The sequence below is a fragment of the Microbulbifer sp. THAF38 genome (assembly GCF_009363535.1).
Classification (GTDB): domain Bacteria; phylum Pseudomonadota; class Gammaproteobacteria; order Pseudomonadales; family Cellvibrionaceae; genus Microbulbifer.
Window position 1 is genome coordinate 1088799 of record NZ_CP045369.1, and the last position, 22889, is coordinate 1111687.

The 22889-nt window shown below is 45.3% G+C and carries 20 protein-coding genes; 1 reads left to right on the forward strand and 19 read right to left on the reverse strand.

Translation table 11 applies throughout. From position 1 onward, the window contains the following. Positions 1-76: 76 nt before the first annotated feature. The 19 genes from FIU95_RS04695 to FIU95_RS04785 all read right to left on the reverse strand — a co-directional run bounded on the left by FIU95_RS04695 (position 77) and on the right by FIU95_RS04785 (position 20577). The gene (locus FIU95_RS04695; protein WP_152451974.1) at positions 77-1618 is read right to left on the reverse strand and encodes an NADH-quinone oxidoreductase subunit N; all 1542 of its coding nucleotides are present in this window, start codon (positions 1616-1618) and stop codon (positions 77-79) included. Then, entirely contained in the window at positions 1615-3207 is a 1593-nt protein-coding gene (gene nuoM / locus FIU95_RS04700) for an NADH-quinone oxidoreductase subunit M (protein ID WP_152451976.1), read from the reverse strand. Before nuoM ends, FIU95_RS04695 begins: the two co-directional genes overlap by 4 nt. Then, entirely contained in the window at positions 3204-5042 is a 1839-nt protein-coding gene (nuoL, locus tag FIU95_RS04705) for an NADH-quinone oxidoreductase subunit L (protein ID WP_152451978.1), read from the reverse strand. The genes nuoM and nuoL overlap by 4 nt, the downstream gene beginning before the upstream one ends. Position 5043: 1 nt before the next feature. Then, positions 5044-5370 (reverse strand): NADH-quinone oxidoreductase subunit NuoK, encoded by a 327-nt coding sequence (gene nuoK / locus FIU95_RS04710; protein WP_371416961.1) that lies wholly within the window; start codon positions 5368-5370, stop codon positions 5044-5046. Then, positions 5351-5875: an NADH-quinone oxidoreductase subunit J gene (gene nuoJ / locus FIU95_RS04715; protein WP_152451982.1), complete on the reverse strand. Its 525-nt coding sequence runs from the start codon at positions 5873-5875 to the stop codon at positions 5351-5353. The genes nuoK and nuoJ overlap by 20 nt, the downstream gene beginning before the upstream one ends. Positions 5876-6067: 192 nt before the next feature. Further along, on the reverse strand, positions 6068-6586 hold the full coding sequence (gene nuoI, locus FIU95_RS04720) for an NADH-quinone oxidoreductase subunit NuoI (RefSeq protein WP_216646301.1): 519 nt from the start codon (positions 6584-6586) through the stop codon (positions 6068-6070). A 40-nt stretch (positions 6587-6626) separates the two neighbouring features. Next, positions 6627-7565, reverse strand: coding sequence for an NADH-quinone oxidoreductase subunit NuoH (gene nuoH, locus FIU95_RS04725; protein WP_371416962.1), 939 nt, complete (start codon positions 7563-7565; stop codon positions 6627-6629). A gap of 21 nt (positions 7566-7586) precedes the next feature. Continuing rightward, the gene (gene nuoG / locus FIU95_RS04730) at positions 7587-10427 is read right to left on the reverse strand and encodes an NADH-quinone oxidoreductase subunit NuoG (RefSeq protein ID WP_152451986.1); all 2841 of its coding nucleotides are present in this window, start codon (positions 10425-10427) and stop codon (positions 7587-7589) included. Positions 10428-10485: 58 nt separating this feature from the next. Further along, complete coding sequence (gene nuoF, locus FIU95_RS04735; protein ID WP_152451988.1) at positions 10486-11760, reverse strand: NADH-quinone oxidoreductase subunit NuoF; 1275 nt, start codon at positions 11758-11760, stop codon at positions 10486-10488. Beyond that, positions 11738-12304, reverse strand: coding sequence for an NADH-quinone oxidoreductase subunit NuoE (gene nuoE / locus FIU95_RS04740; RefSeq protein ID WP_152451990.1), 567 nt, complete (start codon positions 12302-12304; stop codon positions 11738-11740). Before nuoE ends, nuoF begins: the two co-directional genes overlap by 23 nt. 133 nt (positions 12305-12437) lie before the next feature. Further along, positions 12438-14243: an NADH-quinone oxidoreductase subunit C/D gene (gene nuoC / locus FIU95_RS04745; RefSeq protein ID WP_152451992.1), complete on the reverse strand. Its 1806-nt coding sequence runs from the start codon at positions 14241-14243 to the stop codon at positions 12438-12440. A gap of 42 nt (positions 14244-14285) precedes the next feature. After that, positions 14286-14933 carry an NADH-quinone oxidoreductase subunit B family protein gene (locus FIU95_RS04750; RefSeq protein WP_152451994.1) on the reverse strand — a complete coding sequence of 216 codons (648 nt, stop codon included), beginning with the start codon at positions 14931-14933 and terminating at the stop codon, positions 14286-14288. 18 nt (positions 14934-14951) lie between these two features. Next, positions 14952-15365, reverse strand: coding sequence for an NADH-quinone oxidoreductase subunit A (gene ndhC, locus FIU95_RS04755; RefSeq protein ID WP_152451996.1), 414 nt, complete (start codon positions 15363-15365; stop codon positions 14952-14954). A 468-nt stretch (positions 15366-15833) separates the two neighbouring features. Next, positions 15834-16049, reverse strand: coding sequence for a hypothetical protein (locus tag FIU95_RS04760; protein ID WP_152451998.1), 216 nt, complete (start codon positions 16047-16049; stop codon positions 15834-15836). A 64-nt stretch (positions 16050-16113) separates the two neighbouring features. Further along, positions 16114-16536, reverse strand: a complete 423-nt coding sequence (locus FIU95_RS04765; RefSeq protein ID WP_152452000.1) for an N-acetyltransferase — start codon at positions 16534-16536, stop codon at positions 16114-16116. Between the two features lie 18 nt (positions 16537-16554). Beyond that, entirely contained in the window at positions 16555-16974 is a 420-nt protein-coding gene (locus FIU95_RS04770) for a hypothetical protein (protein ID WP_152452002.1), read from the reverse strand. 454 nt (positions 16975-17428) lie between these two features. Next, positions 17429-18115, reverse strand: a complete 687-nt coding sequence (locus FIU95_RS04775) for a DUF1963 domain-containing protein (protein ID WP_152452004.1) — start codon at positions 18113-18115, stop codon at positions 17429-17431. A gap of 622 nt (positions 18116-18737) precedes the next feature. After that, positions 18738-18983 carry a VF530 family DNA-binding protein gene (locus FIU95_RS04780; RefSeq protein ID WP_152452006.1) on the reverse strand — a complete coding sequence of 82 codons (246 nt, stop codon included), beginning with the start codon at positions 18981-18983 and terminating at the stop codon, positions 18738-18740. Positions 18984-19725: 742 nt separating this feature from the next. Next, on the reverse strand, positions 19726-20577 hold the full coding sequence (locus FIU95_RS04785) for a hypothetical protein (RefSeq protein ID WP_152452008.1): 852 nt from the start codon (positions 20575-20577) through the stop codon (positions 19726-19728). An 809-nt stretch (positions 20578-21386) separates the two neighbouring features. Between FIU95_RS04785 and FIU95_RS04790 the strand changes: the two genes are divergently transcribed. After that, entirely contained in the window at positions 21387-22796 is a 1410-nt protein-coding gene (locus FIU95_RS04790; protein WP_152452010.1) for a YdgA family protein, read from the forward strand. The last annotated feature ends 93 nt before the right edge of the window (positions 22797-22889 follow it).

Below are 22889 nucleotides of genomic sequence, written 5' to 3' on the forward strand. Positions count from 1 at the left end.
TGCCCTTTGATACCTAGGAAATTGTTATTGGGCAGAAAATGGTCGTATCTTCTAGCGGCCATACCCTAATTAATCTTTATAGTGCATTTATCCAGTTGATCAAGATTTGAGGGAATATACCAAAGATCAATAGAGCAACTGTCAATATAAACAAGAGTAGCTGACCTGATACAGCGATTTGTACAGTTCCTGTGTTAACAGTGTCATGTGTGCTATCACGTTGAACCATAGTTAGTAGCAAGCGTAGATAGTAAAAAAGCCCCAGTGCGCTGCCGATTACTACACCTGCCAGGAGTACCCACATTTGCCCCTCTACTCCAGCAGTAAATACATAAAATTTGCCGATAAATCCGATAGTTAAAGGAATACCGGCGAGGGAAAGCAGCATAGCGGCAAAACAGCTCGCCAGCCAAGGTGAGCGCCATAAAAGGCCCTGGTAGAATGCACGTTGATAAGGGTTTTGTGCGTCTGAAAGGGGATTTTCAGGATACTCACCTTTAAGAATTTTTTCCTCAACAGAATCAGCGACTAAACCTACTACCGCAAAAGATCCCAGTGTGGTGATTATGTATGCTATCAGGTAATAAATAACTGCCTCAGTGCCAAAAGTGCTTTTACCAATGATAAAGGCCACAATCAAATAACCAATATGACCAATAGAGGAGTAGGCTAGAAGGCGTTTGATATTTGTTTGCATTAATGCCAGAAGATTGCCAACTAACATACTGGCTATAGCTGCTATAGAGAGCATATCAATTAAAACCTGACTACTGTAAAGATCCAGGATATTAAAGAATCGCAGTAGAAATCCGATTACGGCACCTTTACCTATGGTTGCTATTAAGGCTGTTGTTGGTGTTGGAGCCCCTTGATAAACATCAGGTGTCCAAATATGAAATGGAACTAGTGATAATTTAAAAGCTACAGAGATAAGGAGCAAGGTGACCCCAGTAGCAAATAAAGTAGATGTTTGGGATAGCTCGGTTATCCGTGAGGCTATGCCTATAAAATCCAGAGCGCCACTTGCACTATAAATCAGTGCGATACCAAATAGGCCCAATGCAGTGGATAAAGCAGATAGAATCAGGTATTTAATCGCCGATTCAAGGGATTGAAGTTGCTCACGCTTGGGGGATAGGTCTCCAGTCAATGAAAATCCGAGCATTGGATATAAAGAGAGACTAATAAGTTCAAGTCCAAGAAAGAAGGTAGCAAAGTGACTGGAAAAAATAAGCGTGCAGGCTCCTAACATTGCCAGCAGCAACAGGATGTAATACTCCTCAGGATAACTTCCCGAGATCCCTTTGGGATCACAGCGCAAACGCAGGTAATTAAAACCCATGATGCTAATCCCAAAGGCGGTTAAGAGTAGAAGGAGGCAGAAAAATAAAGCCGTATAGTCGACTAGAATTAATGCAGTCACCTGAATAGAGCTGGTCGCTCCAGATAGAGTGCCAGCAACCAAAAAGCAGGATGCCATGGCTAACACTAGGGTAATCATGGTGGTTGCCAATGCACCCAGATGTCCTCTCCAAAAAGATACCTGTAACAGAAGAATCACTATACCTGCACTTAGTATCAGTAGGGGCAGTATCCCAAAAAGTTCCTGAGCACTCATGGAGTTGTTTCCTCTATTGAGGTGTGTTCAAGCTTAATCGGATGAATCTGAGTAGATAATTTGTCTCGAGTGGAATTCTGAATATACAAAGCTGCTTCAATTTTTGCGGTCGATCTCTGTACGGTCTGGTCAGCAATATTGAAAATCGGCTGTGGATGCAAACCGATAAATACCAAAAGTCCGGCGAGCGTGAGCAGGGCACAGGACTCTCGTATAGTAAGATCTGTCGTTTCTTGCTCTCGAATGGGTTTTTCCAGTCTTTTATTTAGCTTACCGAAAAAGACTTTTTGCATCATCAATAGGGCATAGAGTGCAGCACCAATAAGCCCGATAGCCGCTAGGGCTGTTATCCAGTGATTGCTGCGGAAGCTCCCTACAAGCACTGTGAATTCAGCAACAAAGTTGCCGAGGCCGGGAAGGCCCAGTGATGCTACCGCAAAGAAAAGCGCAACAGCAGATAACTTTGGCAATCTGGCCCAAAGGCCACCCAGTTGCTGCATATCCCTGGTGTGGAGGCGATGTTGCAAGGTCCCAACTAGCGCAAATAAGGCTGCGGTACTCAAACCATGAGCAATCATTTGCATTACAGCCCCTTGTATAGCAATAGTGTCAAGGGCGTAAAGACCAAGCAAAACAAATCCCATGTGGCTAACACTGGAGTAGGCCACGAGTCTCTTCATGTCTCTTTGGGCAAACGCGAGCATCGCACCATAAATAATACTGATAGCTCCAATGGTCATCGCGACAGGTGCAAATTCTATTGAGCTCTCGGGAAATAAAGGTAGATTGAAGCGTAATAGGCCATAAGCACCAGTTTTAAGGAGAATAGCAGCCAAAAGGATACTGCCTGCTGTAGGTGCTTGAGTATGTGCATCGGGCAGCCAGGTATGGAAAGGTAGAGCTGGTAATTTGACTATAAAAGCAACAAAGAATCCCAGCATTAACCAGTAGGCAACTCCAGGAGAGAGGCGGGCATCTAATAGTACATTGTAATTAAAGGTTAGCTGCCCAGTGTTGGTGTAGTGAATGTAAACCAAAGCAACGATAGCAATCAACATGAGAAGGCTACTGGCTTGGGTAAAAATAAAGAACTTGATAGCGGCATAAATACGCTGCTCATATCCCCATACCGCGATAAGGAATAGCATGGGTATCAGCATGACTTCCCAAAAAAAGAAAAACAGGAAAAGATCAATAGCGGTAAAAACACCAGCAACCCCAGCCAGAGTCCAGAGGTAATTGAAATAGAAAAATCCTCTACGGAAATTTATATCGTTCCAAGTCATCAAGACCCCAAAAATTCCCATAGCCAGGGTCAGCGCCAGCATGAGAAAGCTTAAGCCATCAATGGCAAGATGGAAGTCAATTCCAAATCGGGGAATCCAAGGTATCTGTAGACTATCCCACCAGGGTTTCGTTGTCCCCACTCCGGTAGAATGAATAAATGTGGAATAGTTTGTGAGTAATAAGGCGGCGAGTAGAAGGCTGATCAAACTAATCCAACGTCCACCAGCCTTAAAATAACGCTCTGACAGCCAAGCTACTATGCCACCGGTGAACAATATAATAATGATTGTCAATAGGGTCATAAAGCCACCAGAAGTGCAAGGAATAAAATTGAGCCAATTGTAAAAGAGGTTAGGTACCAACGCACCTGTCCATTTTGAGAAGAGCTTAAAAGGGCGTTCATCTGCCGACTAGCTGCCGCGGTCCCCTTGTAGAAGCTGTCAATAATATCGTTATGGTTTATTTTGGTAAGGTACTTGAAGGGTCTAACCAGTAGATGGTCATACAACCAGTCAAAGCCCCAGCCAGAGAACCAAAATTGCATAAGGGGCGAGCGTTGTTCGCCGGCTTTCTGTTCATGCAGAAATAATCGCCAGGCGATGGTTAGGCCAATCAATGGCATTGCTATGGCAATAACTTCGATCCAAGGTGAGTGGTCTTCATCTGGGCGAACACCAAATACAGACTGTAGGGGTGGAGCTAATAAGCCACCAAATAATGCCAGCACTGCGAGAATGCAGAGAGGTATGCTCATCACAGGGGTGTTGGCATCCTTACAGTGGGCGGAAGCTATGCCTTCTCTTCCGAGAAAAACCAAAAATAATAGACGGAAGCTATAAATCCCAGTTACTAATGCTCCGAGTATACCGGCAAGCCATAAAATATTGACTCCCTGGTGGTACTCCCAAGCACTCAGCAATATATGGTCTTTACTATAGAATCCCGATGTAAAGGGGAGTGCGGCAAGGCATGCGCATCCGATAGCAAAACAGATAAAAGTTAATGGTATTTTTCTGTAGAGGCCACCCATAGAATAAACATTCTGTTCATGGTGTAGGCTTAATATCACTGAACCTGCGGAGAGAAAAAGTAAAGCCTTAAAAAAAGCATGCGTCATTAAATGAAATATCGCACCCGACCAAGCACCGACCCCTAGTGCAAGGAACATATAGCCGATCTGGCTGATTGTGGAGTAGGCGAGTACCCTTTTTATATCGCTTTGAGCTATTGCACTAAAGCCCGAAAGCAGTAATGTGATAGCGCCGACAAGTGCAACAGCAGTCATTGCTACTTCGGATAGCATATAAAGAGGATGCATGCGTGCAATCAAGTAAACTCCCGCGGTAACCATAGTGGCAGCGTGAATTAAGGCGCTAACAGGTGTTGGACCTGCCATCGCATCGGGCAGCCAAGTCTGTAGTGGTAACTGTGCAGACTTGCCCACAGCACCTCCGAGTAGAAGCAAGCAAGCTAAAGTAATTACTTCGGTATTTACATCTTGACTATTTACAGCAGAGGTAAGTTGTTGAATATTCAGTGTTGAAAATTCATAGAACAGCAGGAACAAACCGATGGCCATTGCCGTATCGCCAATACGGGTAACAATAAACGCTTTTTGTGCAGCAGTGCCATTGGCTGGCTCTTTATACCAAAAACCTATTAGTAGGTAGCTGCAGAGCCCAACGCCTTCCCAGCCAAGATAGAGTAAAACCAGATTATCGGCCAAAACTAGAATCAACATGGCGCATACAAACAGATTCAGATAGGCGAAGTAGCGGCGAAAATCTAGATCCTCCCGCATATATCCCACTGAATAAAGATGAATCAAAAAACCTACCCCTGTGATGATCAATAACATCACCATGGTCAACCAATCTACGTGGAATTTGAAACCCAGTTCCAAATTGTCCACCAGCATCCACTGCCATAAAGTAATACTGACTAGCTCGGATGGAGTTCTCCAAAACAATGTTATGGCGACGGTTATAGTTAATAGTGCGGCTAAGCCAACACTTCCTACGCCGATACAGGCTACTAACTTTTGCGGAGGCTCATTTCGATGAAAGAGGGGAATAGCAACCAGAGTCAGGAAGCCAACTAGCGGTAAAAGGGGTACCCAAGCCAATAGCCCCTGCATATTAACCTCTCAGTTCATTTAGTTGATCAATATCGACGGTGTGTTTACGATGGTAAAACTGCAGAACCAAAGCGAGTGCAATGGCAACTTCCGCAGCTGCTAAGGTGACCACAAATACAAACATCACTTGACCATCCGCATTTCCCCAGTGCGCACCGGCTACAACAAACATCAATGCTGTTGCATTTGTACATATTTCTACACACATCAACATGAAGATGATATTTCGTCTCATCATCAAGCCGGCTAGGCCAAGGCAAAAAAGAATGGATGCGAGAAGAATACCTACTTCAAGGCCTGGTGCAGTTTCAATTGGCATTGCTGGAATCCTCAGTGTTAATTTTCTTACGCCGAGCCAGATGGAAAGCACCGACTAACCCCGCAAGTAATAACATTGAGGCCAATTCTACGGCGAGGACATAGTGGCTGAAGAGGGCGATACCAATTTGCTTGGGGCCTATGTAATAGAAAGTTTGATGTGAAGAAACCTGCCCACTACTTACCAGTATTATCAGTTGAGCTAACAATAGGGCAGATAATAAAGCTGGGCCGAACCATGTTTTGGGTTGAAGCCAAGTTTGCTCCTGTACCACTGTGGAATCTCCCTGGTTAAGCATCATTATCACAAAAATAATGAGCACCATAATGGCGCCTGCATAAATGATGACTTCAAGTGCTGCAGCAAGAGGGGCGCCAAATTGGTAGAAGATTACAGCCACTGCCAGTAACGACGTCACAAGATAAAGAAGGGCGTGAACAGCATTTTTGTGAAAGATCACCATCGTAGTGGCCGCTACCGCTATGGCTGCTGTCAAGTAGAAGATAAAATTCATATGGATGTTCCCTCCAGATTAAATCTTTTCCAATTTAGAGGCGATCGATAACAGCATCTTCAGCTGTGTTAGAATAATTTTTATGAGTGTTTATTTATAGGTGGTAATAATTTTAACCGTGAGATCATTTCCTTTGTTCATGTTTTATCTTTTTAAAAAATAAAGGTTCTCCGATTACCTTGATTTTTCAGACTATAAATTAAGACTCTTAACATTAATCGGTTCCGCTTCATTTTCCGCCTGCCCTTTATCTTTTCCTTTTATTGCTTTGCCGGCGACTTGATAGAAGCTGTAGTCGTGATATTTACCTGGTCCGTCAATTAAGAGATCTTCCTTTTCGTATACCATATTTTGTCGGTCGTATTCACACATCTCAAAGTCAGGTGTTAGTTGAATTGCATAAGTAGGACAGGCATCTTCACAGAGCCCACACATAATGCAACGAGAGAAATTAATACGGAAATACTCAGGACGCCAACGGCCATCAGGGTCTTCTGTCTTTTGTAATGAAATACAGTCGGGAGGGCAGGCAACCGCGCAAAGATTACAAGCAACACAGCGCTCATCCCCATTGGGGTCTCGGCTTAAAATAATTCTTCCGCGATAGCGTGGTGCTAGGTAGGGTTTTTCCTCGGGGTACTGAACAGTAACATTGCGCCGAAATAGATGCTTAAAAACCAACCACATGCTGCGTATTTGACTGGCGATCATTTTCTTTCTCCGACAATGCCGGCTAGATATGATTGAATACCTAGGCGACCCATAACAAGATTCCAGCGGTAGCGAGCAGATTTACCAGTGATAAGGGGAGCATGACTTTCCATCCAAATTTCATCAGCTGGTCGTATCGGGGGCGTGGTAAGGCGGCTCGCAGCAGGATGAAAATGGCAACCATGAAAGCGGTTTTCAGGCAGAACCAGATAATAGGAGGAAGTAGGGGGCCATGCCAGCCCCCTAAAAATAAAGTGGTGATTAGTGCGGATATCAGAATGACGGCAAGATATTCACCGACGAAGAACATCCCAAATTTCATGCCTGAATATTCGGTATGAAATCCTGCAGTCAATTCATGTTCTGCCTCAGGGAGATCAAAGGGCGTTCTGCGACTCTCGGCAATACCGGCGATGAAAAAAACTATAAATCCCAGAAACTGAGGCACGATAAACCAGGTATCGGCCTGGGCATTGACAATATCTCGCAGGTTGAAACTACCGGACATCATCACTACGCCCATCAGGCTCAATCCCATAAAGACTTCGTAAGACACGGTTTGAGCGGCGGCCCTAAGGCCTCCCAAAAGAGCATACTTATTGTTGGAGGCATAACCACCGAGGATGATGCTGTAAACCGCAATGGAACTCATTGCCAGTACAAATAACAGACCAATATTAAGATCAGAAACGCCAACATTGGGTGATATGGGTACAACGGCAAAGGCAATTAACATCGTTGCCATAACGACAGTTGGTGCCAGAACAAATACGGGTATATCGGCAAATCGAGGAATGAAATCCTCTTTGAAAAATAATTTAATCATATCGGCAATGACTTGCAATGTGCCAAATGGACCTACACGATTTGGCCCTGGCCTGTCTTGCCAGAAACCCAGCAGTCGCCTTTCTCCCCAGGTGAGGATGGCCGCCAGTAATACCGTAACGATAAGTACTCCGAAAATATTTAATAGAGTCATCCAGATTGATGTACTCATGGCTTATTGCCCCTCGCTAATTGCAGGTGTCACTGCCGGACGTAAAGCGGCATAGCCGGGGATCTGGGGAGCTAGGGTTTCCAGTCCAGGCAAACCAAAAGGAATGCCAATACAGCCGTTAGGTATACTGATACAGCTCTTTAGCTCAGCCCTGTAGACTCCACAGTTAGTTTCAATATCTACCAGTTCTCCCTCTTGGGTCGTGTATTGAGTGATCACATCAGGATGTATCAATACGAAGGGAGCATCAATGACTTCAGAAAATGACATCGATTGATTACTGAGCTCCTCACTGCCAAATAGGCGATAAATGGGCAGCATCTGCAATTTATTGTCATTTTCGGCTGGTTTTATTGATTGATCGTCCGAAGTATTCCACTCATGGAGAGACTGTTGGGAGCGCTCAATATATTTACCCGATGGGCCGCCTTTGCGCTCACCGCCAACTTGCTGCTGGAACTTAAAAATAGACTGGTTCGAATTCCATCCAGGTGACCAAATATTCGCCTGCAGTGGCGTTTTATTGGGATTGTGTATGCCTTCCATGCTGAAGCTCATGGGAGCATCAGGATCAATTACAGGAGGTGTCTCTGAGACATGCTGTTGGGCGTGAATAGCTGTGCGGCCGCTATAACGAGCACTTTGGCGAGCAACCTTAAGCCCATCAATACGATAGTCTTCATTTGGACCTAGTTCCGACAGAATCCTCAATGCCTTAAATTCCTTCGCTATGGCATCACTGAGATCTGTGCTGTGCTTCCAGTGGCAGAGTGGTGAAAGGTTATCGGATTTTTCTGTGCAAAAATCTACGGCATCTACCAGCCAGCGCCAGCTCTCTTGTATAAAACCTTTTCCCTCATAGACTGCATAAAAACGCTGTGCCAGACCATTATTGTTAACATAGGTACCTTGTGACTCAGCAGTAGTGGATGCTGGAAAGATCCAGTTTGCTCTCTTGGCAGTGGACGTAAGAAGGGTATCAATAAGAATCACTTCATCCACGTGAGTAAAGATTTTTTCTACTGATGGTGTGTCTAGTCGCCGATATAAATCATTTTCCAGCACGATAAGACTAGTGGGCATATCCTCGCTTGAGTCTGTTAATGACTCCAAAAGTTGTTCCAGATAGCCTTCTTTTTCATTGAATAACTGGATCATTCCCAGGCTATTCACTTCGCCACAGTTTAAATACAACTTTGTGGGCATCTTTCTATGATCGCTGAGTACACCGGCTAGTTCTGCTGCCGCCATTAGAATGCTGGAGCTCCTACTGGAAATTCCAGAAATAATGAGAGGATTGGTCGCATTGAGTAGTAGTTGTGTAGTGTGTTTGACTTCTTTCTGAAGCTCTGAAGAAATATCTGGGCACTGATTACCTGACCCAGTTATTTCCCGGGTAAGGGCTTGGGTAAAGAGGGCAATTTTATCTGGCGATTCAAATAGGGTAGTTGCGCTAATGTCTGCGAGCTCAGTAAGCTCCGTTCCAATAAAGGTAATCGGATTGGGATCACCCTCTAGCTGTCTAACAGAAGCATCTTGCCAGAGAGGTATCTTTAGATTCTGTGCCTGTTTTTTTTGACGGTTTCGTGCTGCTTGACGTACGGCCAGAGCAATTCGTGGCGCCGTGTTATAGATATCCTCGCCGATGATCAGAACTACATCAGCGGCTTCTATTTGAGGCGTGTTGGGGCTGGTAATCCGTTGGTCGCTTTGTATGTGGTTTACTAATTGAACTAATTGGTGATCGAGACGGTTTAGTCCAGAGAAGAAGTTATCGGCCCCGACTAACTGACGTAGCGCATAATTATTTTCCAGTGATGCCCGAGGTGAGCCAATACCGATGATTCTTCGCAGCTGGCGTTGCGCAGCGGTGATTTGTACCGATAGGTGCAGGACGCCATCACGGGGACTGACCCTTCGATGGAGTTGATCTTTTGAATCTGCAGTGGAACCGATGAGATCTTCTTCCTGTGCACTTAAAACATGATTAATACGTGCTGCGCTATTGACATATTCGTATCCGAAGCGTCCCCGATCACAGAGAAAATAACCGTTAATATCGTGATGGTAGAGGTTGGTAATACGCCTTAACATTGGTTCGTAGCTGTTACTAGATTCCCTTGCTCCAGGTGCAGTATTACATCCCACTGCACAATGCTCACAAATTGAAGGCGCAGTTTGCAGATCCCACTTACGTACAAAATGTGCACTAAAAGTCTTGTCCGTAAATACACCAGTTGGGCAGACTTCAACTAAGTTGCCACTGAAGCCATTTTGTAACCGGCCTTCTTGCTCTCGGCCAAAGTAAACCTGGTGATTTCGGCCGAGTGCCTGTAAGTCATTTCCTCCGGCATAGTCGTTATAAAACCGTATACAGCGGTAGCAGGTAATACAGCGGTTCATTTCGTGATTGATAAAAGGGCCAAGATATTGATTGCGATGTGTGCGCTTTGTGCCTCTGTAGCGGCGCATGGTATGGCCTGACATTTCTGTCATGTCCTGTAAATGACACTCACCCCCCTCCTCACAAACTGGGCAATCGTGAGGGTGGTTGGTCATCAGATCTTCAATTATGCTGCCGCGAAATTCCTGTGCCGCTTCGGCCTTAACACTGTAAATGCCACCATCACGAACTGGCGTCATACAGCTCATAATCAAGCGGCCTGATTCATCTTCACTGTCTTTATATTCGATCATCGCACATTGACGACAGGCACCTACCGAGCCCATTTCCGGATGCCAGCAAAAATAGGGAACGTTTAAGCCCAGAGTCAAGCAGCTGCTGAGTAGGTTCTGATCACCATCAACCAGATATTTCTCGCCGTCGATTGTAATGGTTGGCATCGCTAATCCATTATGCTTTATCGATGATATTGGGAGCCCTGGACAAATAGTTTGTTAATTATTTATAGGGGCAACAGCCTTTCTTTATATGGTCTAGGAAGTCCTGTTCGAATAATTTGAGAGCACTCTGAATAGGTTCTGCCGCTCCAGGAGCCAGTGCACAGAAGGTTTTACCGGGGCCAATTCGTTTACACTGTTCTTGTAGTAGCTCTAGATCCTCGGGTAGCCCCTCTCCGTTTTCTATTCGCTGTAGAACTTTCACAACCCATGGCAATCCATCCCGGCAAGGGGTACACCAGCCACAGGACTCTCGCGCGAAAAACTGGGTAAGGTTTAGCACTAGCCCAACAGGGCAGGTCTTATCATCCATGACAGTAATTGTGCCGGTTCCCATGCGGCTACCAGCTTTGCCGATTACGTCGTAATCCATGGGGAGGTCCAGATGGTCGGGCCCGAGGAAGTCGGTAGAGCCACCACCTGGAAGGAAACCTTTCAGTCTGAGTCCATCTCGCATGCCTCCGGCATGCTGCTCAATAATCTCGCGAATGGAAGTCCCCATGGGCAGTTCCCAGGCGCCCGGATTTTTGACCTTGCCGCTGACACCAAAAATTTTACTGCCGGCATCCTGACCCACTCCCAAGCTTCGATACCAGTCGACTCCGAGAGCCACCAGATGTGGGATATTGCAGAAGGTCTCTACATTGTTCACCACCGTTGGTTTGCCCCAGAGGCCACTTACCTGTGGAAAGGGCGGTTTTGCTCTGGGGATTGCGCGGCGTCCCTCAAGGGCGTTGAGCAGCGCTGTTTCCTCTCCACAAATATAATTACCGGCACTGCGATGGACGAAGATTTCCAGTGAATACTCACTGTCAAAAATATTATTGCCAATGAATCCTTGGGATCTTGCCTCCTCAATTGCAATTTCCAGGCGCTCTGCAGCCAGATGATATTCCCCGCGAATGAAGATATACCCAACAGATGCACCTATGGCGTAGGCTGCTATTGCCATGCCCTCTAGCAATGAGTGAGGATCACGTTCCATCAGGAGTCGGTCTTTGAAGGTACCTGGCTCCATCTCATCGGCATTGCATACAATAAACTTCTGGTTTGGTGAGTCTTCACCACGGGGAACAAAGCTCCACTTTAATCCGGTATTAAATCCCGCACCGCCACGTCCACGTAACCCACCCTCTTTGACGAGATTGATAATGTCATCCGGCGCCATAGCGTGGGCCTTGCGCCATCCTTGATAACCATCGTTAGCCAGGTATCGTGTGATATCCGCTGCGATATTCTCTTTTGTGATGTTTTTAGTGAGAGGATTTGTCAGCATGGACTTGTTTCTTTTTATCGATTAATGCGTCGATGGCTGATTCATCGAGATTTCTATACATTTCATCTCCAAGCATCAACACCGGCGCTTTATCACAGTCGCCAAGGCAGGGTGTTTCCAGTAGGGTAAAGATCCCATCATTAGATGTCTGTCCAGGTTCAATTTGCAGGCGCTGGCTTATATGTTTTTGCAATTGATCGCAGCCCATAATCCAGCAGCTGGAACTTTTACATAGATAAATTACTTCCTTGCCAACAGGTTGGCGGAAAATGAGTTGATAATAGGTGGCTACACCTTCCAGTTGGGCCGCGGGTATTTGCAAGTAGTTTGCAATCGCCTGAAGACTGCTATCTGAAATCCAACCCCGATGCTTTTGTACGATTCTGAGAGCCTCTAAACCCACTGAAGATTTGCCCTCATAATGAGCGGCCTCTTTATCAATTTCTCTTTTTTCCTCGTCAGTGAGGGTTCCTGAGAGTTTTTCTGGATCCTTGTTGCTTTTCTCCATTACTTCAATAAGTTCCGGTTCTAATAAGCTGGACATTTGCGCCTCCTATGTTGGTATCACGGAGGCATCTAGAAGATGCCGTTGCCGCCGGATGTTATTGCGGCAAGAGGACATCGGACTGCGAAATGCATAAATATCCCCTCCCAAGTCTAAGAGTGATTATTTGTTGTTATCGATCCACATCCGCCATAACAAAATCAATACTGGCAATAATTGCGATTAGATCTGCAATTAGTAATCCCCGCGACATCAGAGGGATCATTTGTAAGTGTGGAAATGAGGGGGTGCGTATTCTAGTGCGATATGATGTTGTGCCCCCATCGCTGATAATTTGATAGCTGTTGAGACCTTTGGTGGCTTCAATAGGGAAACACACCTCACCAGCTGGCATTACCGGCCCCCAACTGTTATTGACAAAGTGTTGAATGAGCGTTTCGATATCCTGCATAGTGCGCCCCTTTCGCGGCGGCGTCGTCAATGGATGATCGGATTTATAAGGGCCTGCCGGCATATTCTCCAGGCACTGGCGAATGATGCGCAGGCTCTGCCACATCTCATCAACCCGTACACGGCATCGATCAAAACAGTCACCACCATCATAGCTGGGAATATCGAACTCAAATTGGTCATAGCCACTGTAAGGACGCTTCTTGCGTAAATCCCACTCAAGTCCGGTTGCGCGTAGGCCGGGGCCTGTAACTCCCCACTCCATTGCCTCAGCGGTATTGTAGACACCGATTCCTCGAGTGCGTTTTTGTAACAGTTTGTTCTTGATTACCATGCCGTCGTAATCGCGCAATCGTTCGGGCATATAGTCGAGGAATTCCCGAACCATTTTATCCCAGCCCTCCGGCAGGTCCTGGGCTACACCGCCGATACGAAACCAGGCCGGATGCATTCGTCCACCGGTGATGGCTTCGACAATCCCAAAGAGTTTTTCCCGGTCGATAAACATGTAAAAGACAGGCGACATCTGCCCGACATCTTGCGCAAAAGTACCAAAAAATACCAAATGGCTAGAAATACGAAAAAACTCGCACATCATCACCCTAATCACCTGGGCACGCTCGGGAACTTGTATACCGGCGAGTTGCTCAAGGGCCAATACATAGGGCAGGTTATTCATAACGCCACCCAGGTAATCGATGCGGTCTGTATAGGGCACATAGGTGTGCCAGGCCTGACGTTCCGCCATCTTTTCTGCGCCGCGATGGTGGTATCCGATATCCGGCACCGCATCTACTATTTGTTCGCCATCGAGTTGCAGGGCGATACGAAATACACCGTGCACGCTAGGGTGGTTGGGCCCCAGGTTTAGGAACATAAACTCCGAGTCTTCATTGGCGCGGGCCATACCCCAGTCTTCTGGGCGGAACAATAGTGCTTCTTGTTCCTTGCGCTCTTTTTCTTCAGAGAGGCTGAAAGGGTCGACTTCTGTGGCGCGCGCATGATGATCTTTACGGAGGGGGTGCCCTTTCCAGGTGGTGGGCATCATTATTCGACGTAAGTGAGGGTGCCCTTCAAAATTGATGCCAAAGAGATCCCAGACTTCCCGTTCATACCAGTTGGCGTTCTGCCAAACACTTGAAATCGATGGTGCTGAAAGCTTCGATTCGGCCAGTGCGACCTTAATGCGGATAAATAAATTTCTAGTGAAAGAGAGCAGCTGATAGACCAGGGTGAAATCACTGGCGGGCTGCTTTTCAGGCCCCTCTCCACGATTTACCCGCAATCGCTCATCTATCGCGCTGAGATCGTAGAGCATGGCAAAGGGGCGAGAAATACTCTGTTTAAGGAATTGCAACAGTGGAGTCAGGGACTGGGTGTCTACCCATAGGGTGGGCATATCGTCACAGTTAGGCTGTAACCAGTAATTGTGTAAGTGATACTCCAGGTCGAGGTCGCGCAGGAATAATTCAGCCTCCTTGCTATAGGCAGTCTCGCTGTGAACACTTTTTGCTATAACACCTGTCATGGGAGTCCCACTGTTATTTTTCTTGGTGCGCCTAAAGCTTTGTTAAACCGTATCTGGAGAGCGCAATAGTTCTGTGCGCATGCGTTCTTCTCGGTGTAAATCTCTCTGGCTCGGTTTGGCTACTTTTCTTGTTCCCTGTTCATCCACTACCCAACTAAAGTTTCTGCGCTCGGCGGCGACGGACTTTTGTAACAGGGTAAGCCCTTGCAGTAATGCTTCTGGGCGAGGAGGGCAGCCGGGTACATATACATCGACGGGCAAAAATTTGTCGACCCCCTGCACCACGCTATAAATATCGTACATGCCTCCAGAATTGGCACAGGAGCCCATGGAAATTACCCAGCGAGGTTCGATCATTTGTTCATAAAGACGCTGAACCACTGGTGCCATTTTTAAGAATACGGTGCCGGAAATAACGATAAGATCGGCTTGCCTTGGCGTTGCACGAATCACTTCCGCGCCGAATCGGGAAATATCGTGTCGACTGGTAAATGCGGTGGCCATTTCCACATAACAGCAGGAGAGGCCAAAGTTAAATGGCCAAAGTGAATTAGAGCGCCCCCAGGCAACCAACTCTTCCAACTTGGCGAGTAGGACATTCTTTTGCAGGTCTTCCTCCATCTCTACGCTATCTGTCTTACGTGAGTCGGAGGCAATGACATCGTCGGCTTTACTCAACTTCCAGCGCATGGTCTTTCCAGCTTTTCTTTATTGATGGTTTTTGCGATTGATCAGGCTTTTCTGCTCTCCTCCCCACTCCAGGGCACCAAGGCGCCATAGGTAGATCAATCCCACCAGTAGGATGACGATAAATATGGTGGCTTCGATAAAGCCGAGTAATCCGGTTTCATAGAAGGCAACTGACCAGCTAAAGAGATAAACCGCTTCCAGGTCGAACACGATGAATAAAATGGCAACCAGATAGTAGGCAACCGATATTCGCAACCGAGCGCTGCCCTGGGAAATAATGCCTGACTCAAAGGGTTCATCGGTTGCGGGGTCTCTTCTCTTTTGCCCAAGAAAATAGGAGAGACTGAGCATAAGTACGATTAATGCGAGTACGGCGAGGCAATAAACGACCAGTGGCCATACTTCCGGGTTAAGCTGCTCTGGATAGTTCAACTTCTTTCTCCCCGTTTTTCTATTGGGCCCCGCCCGTATTGATTATTAGTACCGCCGCGAAAACACTGGATCAAGATGGGCGCTTTCTTTGTTGATGAAAGCGAATTTGACAATGGGCTTTTATTCTTGATTTGGCATCTGTTTCAATGGACGTTATTTAAACCCAAAATCCTTGTCTGGCCGTTCACTGTTTATAAGGCCTAGCTGTAGATTGCGCCAGTGCCACTAAGGAACGTTTACTTCTTACGCTTTTAGTTTTTATTAGTTGGCATTCTGTAAGAATTAACGACAGTGGATGAAAGGCTTCACATTTTTTCCGTAAATGGAAATGTTTAAAAGGATCAATAGACAAATTAATGAGTGAAGAGACGATATTTGGAAGGGAGTCGGGGGAAAGTAGTGAAATAATAATTAATAAGGGGGTAGATCCCCCTTATTATTAGCAACCAAATCTGACCAACTTAAAGGTTACTGATTCACCGGCTTCCTGCCAGGTGATAGCTGCCTCCGCTTCTTCATCGATATTGTCGACGCTGGGTGCTGGGTGCTGGGTGCTGGGTGCTGGGTACTGGGTACTGGGTAGTAATGCAGCATGATGGTTTCGCCCTCTGGGCCAGCTGGAGTTTTTGCGCGCTGCAAGATTGCCTCGGTGATATAGGGCATTAGCGGGTGCGTTAAGCGCATAATTGCAGACCATCTTCGATGGGTGGTTTGGGGGCCGATAGCTAGAAACTACCGACTATCCGATTTATATGACTGTAAGCGTCATTTGATAAAATCTATCATCTTCGCTTTCTATGACAAACCCTAGGCGACCATAAAGTCTATATGCTGGACTACGTTTAAATACTCGTAGATCAATGAACCCTAGTTGTTTTTGCCTTGCAAGCTCGATTACCTTAGAAATAATTAAAGCGCCTAACCCTTTGTTCTGTTGAGTAGATACAACTTGAATATCTCGCAGTTGACAGCGATTGTTTTCGAATGAGAGTCGAACAACACCAAAAACTCCATCAGCGTTCACTACATCATAGTTTTCAAGATTTTCAATTGCACTGCGTACATCTGATAAAGTCCAGTCAACGCCATACATGTCATAGTACTCCTGCATGTTGGCAAGAGTAAGTTTTGCAGATTTATCCAAGTCTTGGGTTTTAATAAATTGTGTCATTGGTAAAATTATAACGTCTCAAACACCGGATGACGCGACAGCTGTGTCTGGTTGATTTGACTTATTAGTAGTGAAGTAGTCAGTAATTTGAGCTTCCACTTCTTTCCTACAAATCTCAATTACTTTATCGCCCACCTCGTCATTGAATGAAGATTTAAATATGCATTGAATAAAAACACCTTTTTCACCAGAACTAAAAGACATATTTTGGTAGCGAAGACCTAAAAGATTACTTAAATCTTGACCCTGGAGCTCTACAACTTCTTTTTGAATTTGATGATGTAAATTGCCATTCCAAACAAGATTAGCTATGACAGGGGCTGCCTTGAGATTCTCCTCATGATTCTGGCCTCCTTCAACTTGAATATTATAATTCTTTGAAGTGGATACTTCGCAAGCACCAATAAAAAGAATGGTTATTAATAAAATAGTCCTCATTTGAAATTCCTTACTTCTAATGCCTAAAGCACCTGTGGCAAAACCGGAGCGAAGCGGCAGTTTTGACGTTGGGTGCCTTTACTTGATACGCCTAAGACGGGCATGGACTAATCGGGGTGAAAGTCCCCTGTAGGAAGATCACCATTTAATGGGTTCCATTAAATGCTAACTACTGGCGAATGACGACTGCAACAGCCAAGGACACCGAAGCCGGGTGATCTAACGGGTAGAGTCAAAGATGCAATTGTGTAGTGAAAGTTCATGCTTTTAACTGGGGAAGTCTGTTTAATTTACTACAGTGAAGCTGTCAGGACGGTAACAGACTCATGTATAGGCCTAACCGGTTCGAGACTATCGTTAAGTGCATGGGTAGGGAACCGCTGATTACGTACCCCGCGATGACTGGTGTAGTAGCCGGTAACTATAAATTGCCGGCTACACGATTTTGAGCTACTCAACAACATTGCCAGAGGAACTTACCGATCGTTCCCTCTTTATTTATGAATGCGTATGAAACACCGGAGTCTCCAAAATTGATACTAAATGGAACTTCACAGGAATCTAGCTGCATAAGAAGTGACCAATCATCCGTATTTCCGGGAAATTCGTCACCTTGTAGAAAGCTAGGTGTCCCACCAATTTTATTTCCTCCCAGCTTATTACAGTATTTTTCATAGTCATCGTCAGCTAGTTCAAAGCGTTCTGCTTCTGGAATGAACTCTGGGTCTTTTGAGGCTGAAAGATCAACAGCTAATTCGATGTCTATTGGGTAAAGACCAGTTTTCCCCTTTACCTCAACAAAGTCCTGTAAAGTTGGTCCAGTGGTGATATTTCGTACCTTAATTTGAGGCTTACCACCCGGTTGAATAATTACTGCATTCTCGCCACCATCTGGCTCCCATGTTCCATCAACGTACTCATCATCATCTGTCATGAAGATATAGGCTACTTTTCCCTCACAACCTGGGAATAGATCATTTGTAAGTTTGATCTGACAAATAAAGCGCATGGGAGAATCCATTTCAGAGCTTATTGGCCATTGAGCTTCCTCAAGCCAATTGGGCTGACCGCCAAATTTTGTAACAACATCAGAAATCGGTAATTCAGTTACTTTGAATTTTATTGTATTCCGAGTAATCATACTTATCCTTGTGTACTCTAAACCCTTGCTAATAGGCTGCTGAAACTCAGTGTAGGCTGTCCCGCGGAAGCGGAACGGAGTGTACTTGAGTAACTTGGTACGCCTAGTATGGACGTGAACTAATGGGGTGAAAGCCCCCTGTAGGAAGATCACCGTTTAATGGGCGTCATTAAATGCTAACTACCAGCGAATGGCAACTGCAACACCGTGAGGTCTTGTGAGGAGGAAGCCGCTAGCAAGACTACGAGCTGACGAACAGAAACATCCTATAAGGCTTAGCCTGGAGGGGCACCGAAACGGGGAGGTCTAAGGGTAGAGTCAATGGTGTAGCTGTGCAGTGAAAGGTCACATTCTTATCTGGGGAGATCGGTTTAGCTTGCTGCTGTGAAGCTGTCAACGTGGCCGCTGACTCAGGAGTAGTGCACTGACATGATACTCTACTCAAATGAAGAGCTACTCGACACTTTCGTTAGGTAGAAATTCATTACGGATAGGGAACCGCTCATTGCGGACCCACACAATGGGCGGTGTGGGGGCCGGTAGCTAGAAACTACCGGCTACCCGATTTATGCGCCTGTCTCTGCCTAATCACAGCGACATCTATGTAGTTATCAAATAGTGCTTATTTACGATTAGCCCACGGAGATTTATTTTCAAAAGTTGAGATATACAGATTCTCGACTTTATCTCGAGCCCACTGGGTTTTGCGTAAAAATTTGAGCGAAGACTTAATTGATGGGTCACTCTTAAAACAATTGATATTAATCCTATCAGCCAAACCATCCCAGCCATAATGCTCCTGCAAACGTGCAACAACCTTCTCAAGAGCAATACCATGTAGCGGATTATTTGGTTGTTCTTTGCTCATTCTTCAATCAATACTCTATGTTTAATGCCGCGAGCATGGGCGTGAACTGATGGGGTGAAAGCTCCCTGCAGGAAGATCACCATTTAATGGGTGCCATTAAATGCTAACTACTAGCGAATGGCAACTGTAACACCGTGAGGTCTTGTGGGGATGAAGCGGCTAGTTAAGCTATGGGCTGACGGACCGAAACATCCTATAAGGCTTCGCCTGGAGGCGAGATGGGCAAGGACACGGAAGCCGGGTGATCTAATGGGTAGAGTCAATGATGCAGCTGTGTAGTGAAGGTTCACACTCTTACCTGGGGAGATCTGTTTAACTTGCTGTTGTGAAGTTGTCAGTGTGGCCGCTGACTCATAAGTAGGCTCAACCCGCTAGTCATCATCGCGGGGGTAGAGAAAAAGTGGTGGAACACAGCAGCGCCTCGGTCAGTAATGACTAAGGTGATTAAGCAGAAGTCAGCCGACGGCATAGTAGCCTAATGCAAAGATTAATACCTTGGACATGGTGAAGGCCTGAACCTAAACTCCACGAGTTTAAAGACAGGGCTAGCCTACGGATAGGTTTCCAGTCGGATAAAGTTGAGGTAGCGCACTGCCATGACACTCAGATCAAATGAAGAGCTGCACGATACTGTTGTTGGGTAGAGATTCATTACGGATAGGGAACCGCCCATTGCGGAGTCCCATGATGGGTGGTGTGGGGGCCGGCAGCTAGAAACTACCGGCTACCCGATTTATATGAATTACTCACGTAATTTGCAATAAGTTTGTACGCCACCATATGTGACCTTCCACTGTTTCTGATTACTTTCATTATCAGAAGACACTAATGAATACTCTATTGTTGCCTGCCCACATACTATCTCTGGGTCTACTGATCTTCTACAAAGTCCATAATTTCCATTTTTGTCAGAGACCCAAAAATCCTTGTACCTCGTAATTCGAGGTTTGGGTATACTCTTGTACATCGAGCCATCTTCTAGAAGAGAAATTAGCTCTATAGAATTCATTGGCGGCCTGTTAATAGCTTCCCAGCGACGAGCATTACCAAGCTCGCCACATCCGTCGGGCAGACTATTTTGTTTCCATGTAATAGCATCTAAAGCAATAGGATCTGGCTTCACATCTAGTTTTCGATATTCTTTGAATTTACCTAGCTCTTTGAAATCATTTACAGCGTATAAAACTAATCCGGTTCGAGCGCAGATATTGGTTGTATATACGATTTCGTCATCGGTCAATTCATCAATCGACTTGTGATTCTTAATTGTTTTTCTATCTCCAATAATACTAAGGGAGGCGGCATTTGGAGCTCCATCTATTTGCTTGTTATTCCAGTTTTCTGCTTTTCTTCCGAAACCGTAAACTATTAGGTTGGTCCCAGGCTTTAAAAATTCACGGAAGAAGCCTCCACAGCTAGAACCCTCTACATTAGTATGCATGGTAAACTTACTACTAATATTACCTTTCCATACCCTAGCAACATCGAATTCCAATAGAATTCTAGGTTCCCATTCCTCTTTAGAGTCCACAAGCGTGAAGTTATCCACTATGCCTGCAAAAACCACATCTGCGGATTCCTTAGCTTCATTCACGCTTATGGGGGCACATGTACACGCCCAAGACTGATAGGAAACTAATAATCCAAATATTGGTAACAATCTAAACATATATATGTTTTCGTTTTACGAGACTAAGCTCAAACTCACAAAACGCCTTTAGCAAAGGCAAATTGCGGAGCCGAAGGCGTAGTAATTTGTCCGCTTGCCTAAATTTAATACGCTCAGCATGGGCATGGGCATGGGCATGGGCATGGGCTAATGGGATAAAAGTCCCCTGTAGGTAGATCACTATTTAATGGGTTCCATTAAATGCTAACTACTAACGAATGGCAACTGTAATACCGCAAGGTCTTGTGGGGAGGAAAACTTCGAGCTGACGAACAGAAACATCGTATAGGGCTTAGCTGTAGGCGAGGTAGGCAAGGACACTGAAGCCGGAAGATCTAACGGGTAGAGTAAATGATGCACTTCAAAGCTGAATGAAGGCAATAATTACAGTCGCAAATACAAGGATTTATAATTTCGAGTGGCTCAGCAAACTGAAACTCAACTCGCCATCGGTTACATTTACACGATCCTTTATAGAACATAAAAATTTGTACCAATTACAATTAAGCACAGCATTCTCATTTTCGACGAGGAAGGCTTCCCGCCTCCAACATTGTGGACTATATGTGATAAGTTTTATTGAGTCCGCTTTACCTATTGTTGTTATAGGTACGCTCGTTTGTAGTTTGCATCAAGAAAGAACAAAATATTTATATTTTGACTTACAGTTGCCTGCAAATATGAGATAATACTAGACTTACTTCTCAGCCCATTTGTAGTTTGGATTTATCTTAATGAAGAAATTATTAAGTGTGTTGCTTTCAGCAGCAGTGCTTACTGGTGTTGTTGCACCGAAAATTACCGGTATTCAACTTGAGTCATCCATTGATGAAATAATCACTGCCGCGAATGAAAATTCGGCATACACGGTTGAAGTAAAAAGCATGGATTCATCCTGGTTTTCAACCCAGACCACCTTTTTGGTAAGCATGGATCTCAATGCTTTCTCGGATGTATCAGATACCCCTGAACTTGAACCTTTTTCTGTAGAAGTAGATTTCAGTGCTTCCCACGGCCCCTTTCGCTTCGGTGAACATGCCGGTTTCGGATGGCTTGGCTGGACGCTAGAAGTTGCCGGTGATCAATTACGTGAACATTTGGTGTGGGCTGAGCAAACTCCTTTTTACCAGCTTCATGGCGATATGAATGCTCTAGGTGGTTATTACTATAACGACAGCATTACGCCATTTACTACTGATATTGAAGATCATAAAGCTCAATTAACTTTCAGCGGTTTTCAGGGTAAAGGGCAATATCAGGATGGGCAACTAACTTACCAAGGGGGTGCCGATAGCCTTACCGTCACTTCTGAGTTAAGGGATGTCAAGGTTGAGAGGTTGACTATGGATATGACCATGCCTTCCTCCCTTAAGGCAATCTTTGAAAGTGCTTTTTATGATTCTGATACAACAATTAACTTTGGTGCCATCAGGTTAAATGATAGAGAACAAAACGAAAATATTGACATTGCTGACCTATATGTGAAGGCCAGTACTGAATTCAACCAAGAAAAACAACAGGGAAATATGCAGGTTGCCTACGGCTCTAAAAAGATCGACATAGCTGAATTCCATGGTGAAGATCTGGCCCTTGAGATTGAGGTCGCCAATATCAGCCAAGAATTTTTGAAGTCTTATCAGGATTTTGCCAACTCACTCAATACGCTACCTGCTGAAGACGCAGGAGCTAAGGCCATGGAGTTTATGAGCGCTAACCTGTTATCTTTAGTGGCTGGCGAGCCTCAAGTGAATATTACCAGCTTACGAGGTACTTTCCCGCAAGGCAGCTTTAACAGTAACCTTCATACTAGCTTAGTTGGCATTAGCGCGTTACCGGAGCAATCACTAGATCCGGCTTTCTGGCTGTCACATGCCTTAGTTGACGGCAAGCTAAGTGGAGATAAAGCCTTGATTGAATTTATGGCCGTACAAGTGATGAAAGTTCAATTGAAAAATAACCCGCAAACCCAAGGCATGAGTGAAGAGCAGCTGGAGCAAGTAGCTGCTCAACAAGTACCGACCATATTAGAGTCTCTTGAGCAACAAGGTTTGTTGGTATCAACCAATGACGGCTACAGCTCCAATATCAGCCTGAAGGACAGCGAGTTTAAGGTTAATGAAAAACCTATGCCGCTGCCCCTTTAGCGGATATTAGCCGTTTGTGATTGAAGTGGCTTACCTTAAGCCACTTCATACTTTTTTGCGTCAGACTGACTGTTTCCTCCTCTTCTAAGGCTG

Coding starts and splice junctions, on each gene's coding strand:
- nuoF (WP_152451988.1), bottom strand. CDS start 11,760: ATGCTGACAAATCCTCTCACTAAAAACATCACAAAAGAGAATATCGCA.
- nuoE (WP_152451990.1), bottom strand. CDS start 12,304: ATGTCCAGCTTATTAGAACCGGAACTTATTGAAGTAATGGAGAAAAGC.
- FIU95_RS04750 (WP_152451994.1), bottom strand. CDS start 14,933: ATGCGCTGGAAGTTGAGTAAAGCCGACGATGTCATTGCCTCCGACTCA.
- FIU95_RS04760 (WP_152451998.1), bottom strand. CDS start 16,049: ATGCGCTTAACGCACCCGCTAATGCCCTATATCACCGAGGCAATCTTG.
- FIU95_RS04775 (WP_152452004.1), bottom strand. CDS start 18,115: ATGATTACTCGGAATACAATAAAATTCAAAGTAACTGAATTACCGATT.
- nuoI (WP_216646301.1), bottom strand. CDS start 6,586: ATGATCGCCAGTCAAATACGCAGCATGTGGTTGGTTTTTAAGCATCTA.
- nuoH (WP_371416962.1), bottom strand. CDS start 7,565: ATGACTCTATTAAATATTTTCGGAGTACTTATCGTTACGGTATTACTG.
- nuoC (WP_152451992.1), bottom strand. CDS start 14,243: ATGACAGGTGTTATAGCAAAAAGTGTTCACAGCGAGACTGCCTATAGC.
- nuoL (WP_152451978.1), bottom strand. CDS start 5,042: ATGCAGGGGCTATTGGCTTGGGTACCCCTTTTACCGCTAGTTGGCTTC.
- FIU95_RS04780 (WP_152452006.1), bottom strand. CDS start 18,983: ATGAGCAAAGAACAACCAAATAATCCGCTACATGGTATTGCTCTTGAG.
- FIU95_RS04695 (WP_152451974.1), bottom strand. CDS start 1,618: ATGAGTGCTCAGGAACTTTTTGGGATACTGCCCCTACTGATACTAAGT.
- FIU95_RS04770 (WP_152452002.1), bottom strand. CDS start 16,974: ATGAGGACTATTTTATTAATAACCATTCTTTTTATTGGTGCTTGCGAA.
- nuoM (WP_152451976.1), bottom strand. CDS start 3,207: ATGACCCTATTGACAATCATTATTATATTGTTCACCGGTGGCATAGTA.
- nuoG (WP_152451986.1), bottom strand. CDS start 10,427: ATGCCAACCATTACAATCGACGGCGAGAAATATCTGGTTGATGGTGAT.
- FIU95_RS04765 (WP_152452000.1), bottom strand. CDS start 16,536: ATGACACAATTTATTAAAACCCAAGACTTGGATAAATCTGCAAAACTT.
- FIU95_RS04790 (WP_152452010.1), top strand. CDS start 21,387: ATGAAGAAATTATTAAGTGTGTTGCTTTCAGCAGCAGTGCTTACTGGT.
- nuoJ (WP_152451982.1), bottom strand. CDS start 5,875: ATGAATTTTATCTTCTACTTGACAGCAGCCATAGCGGTAGCGGCCACT.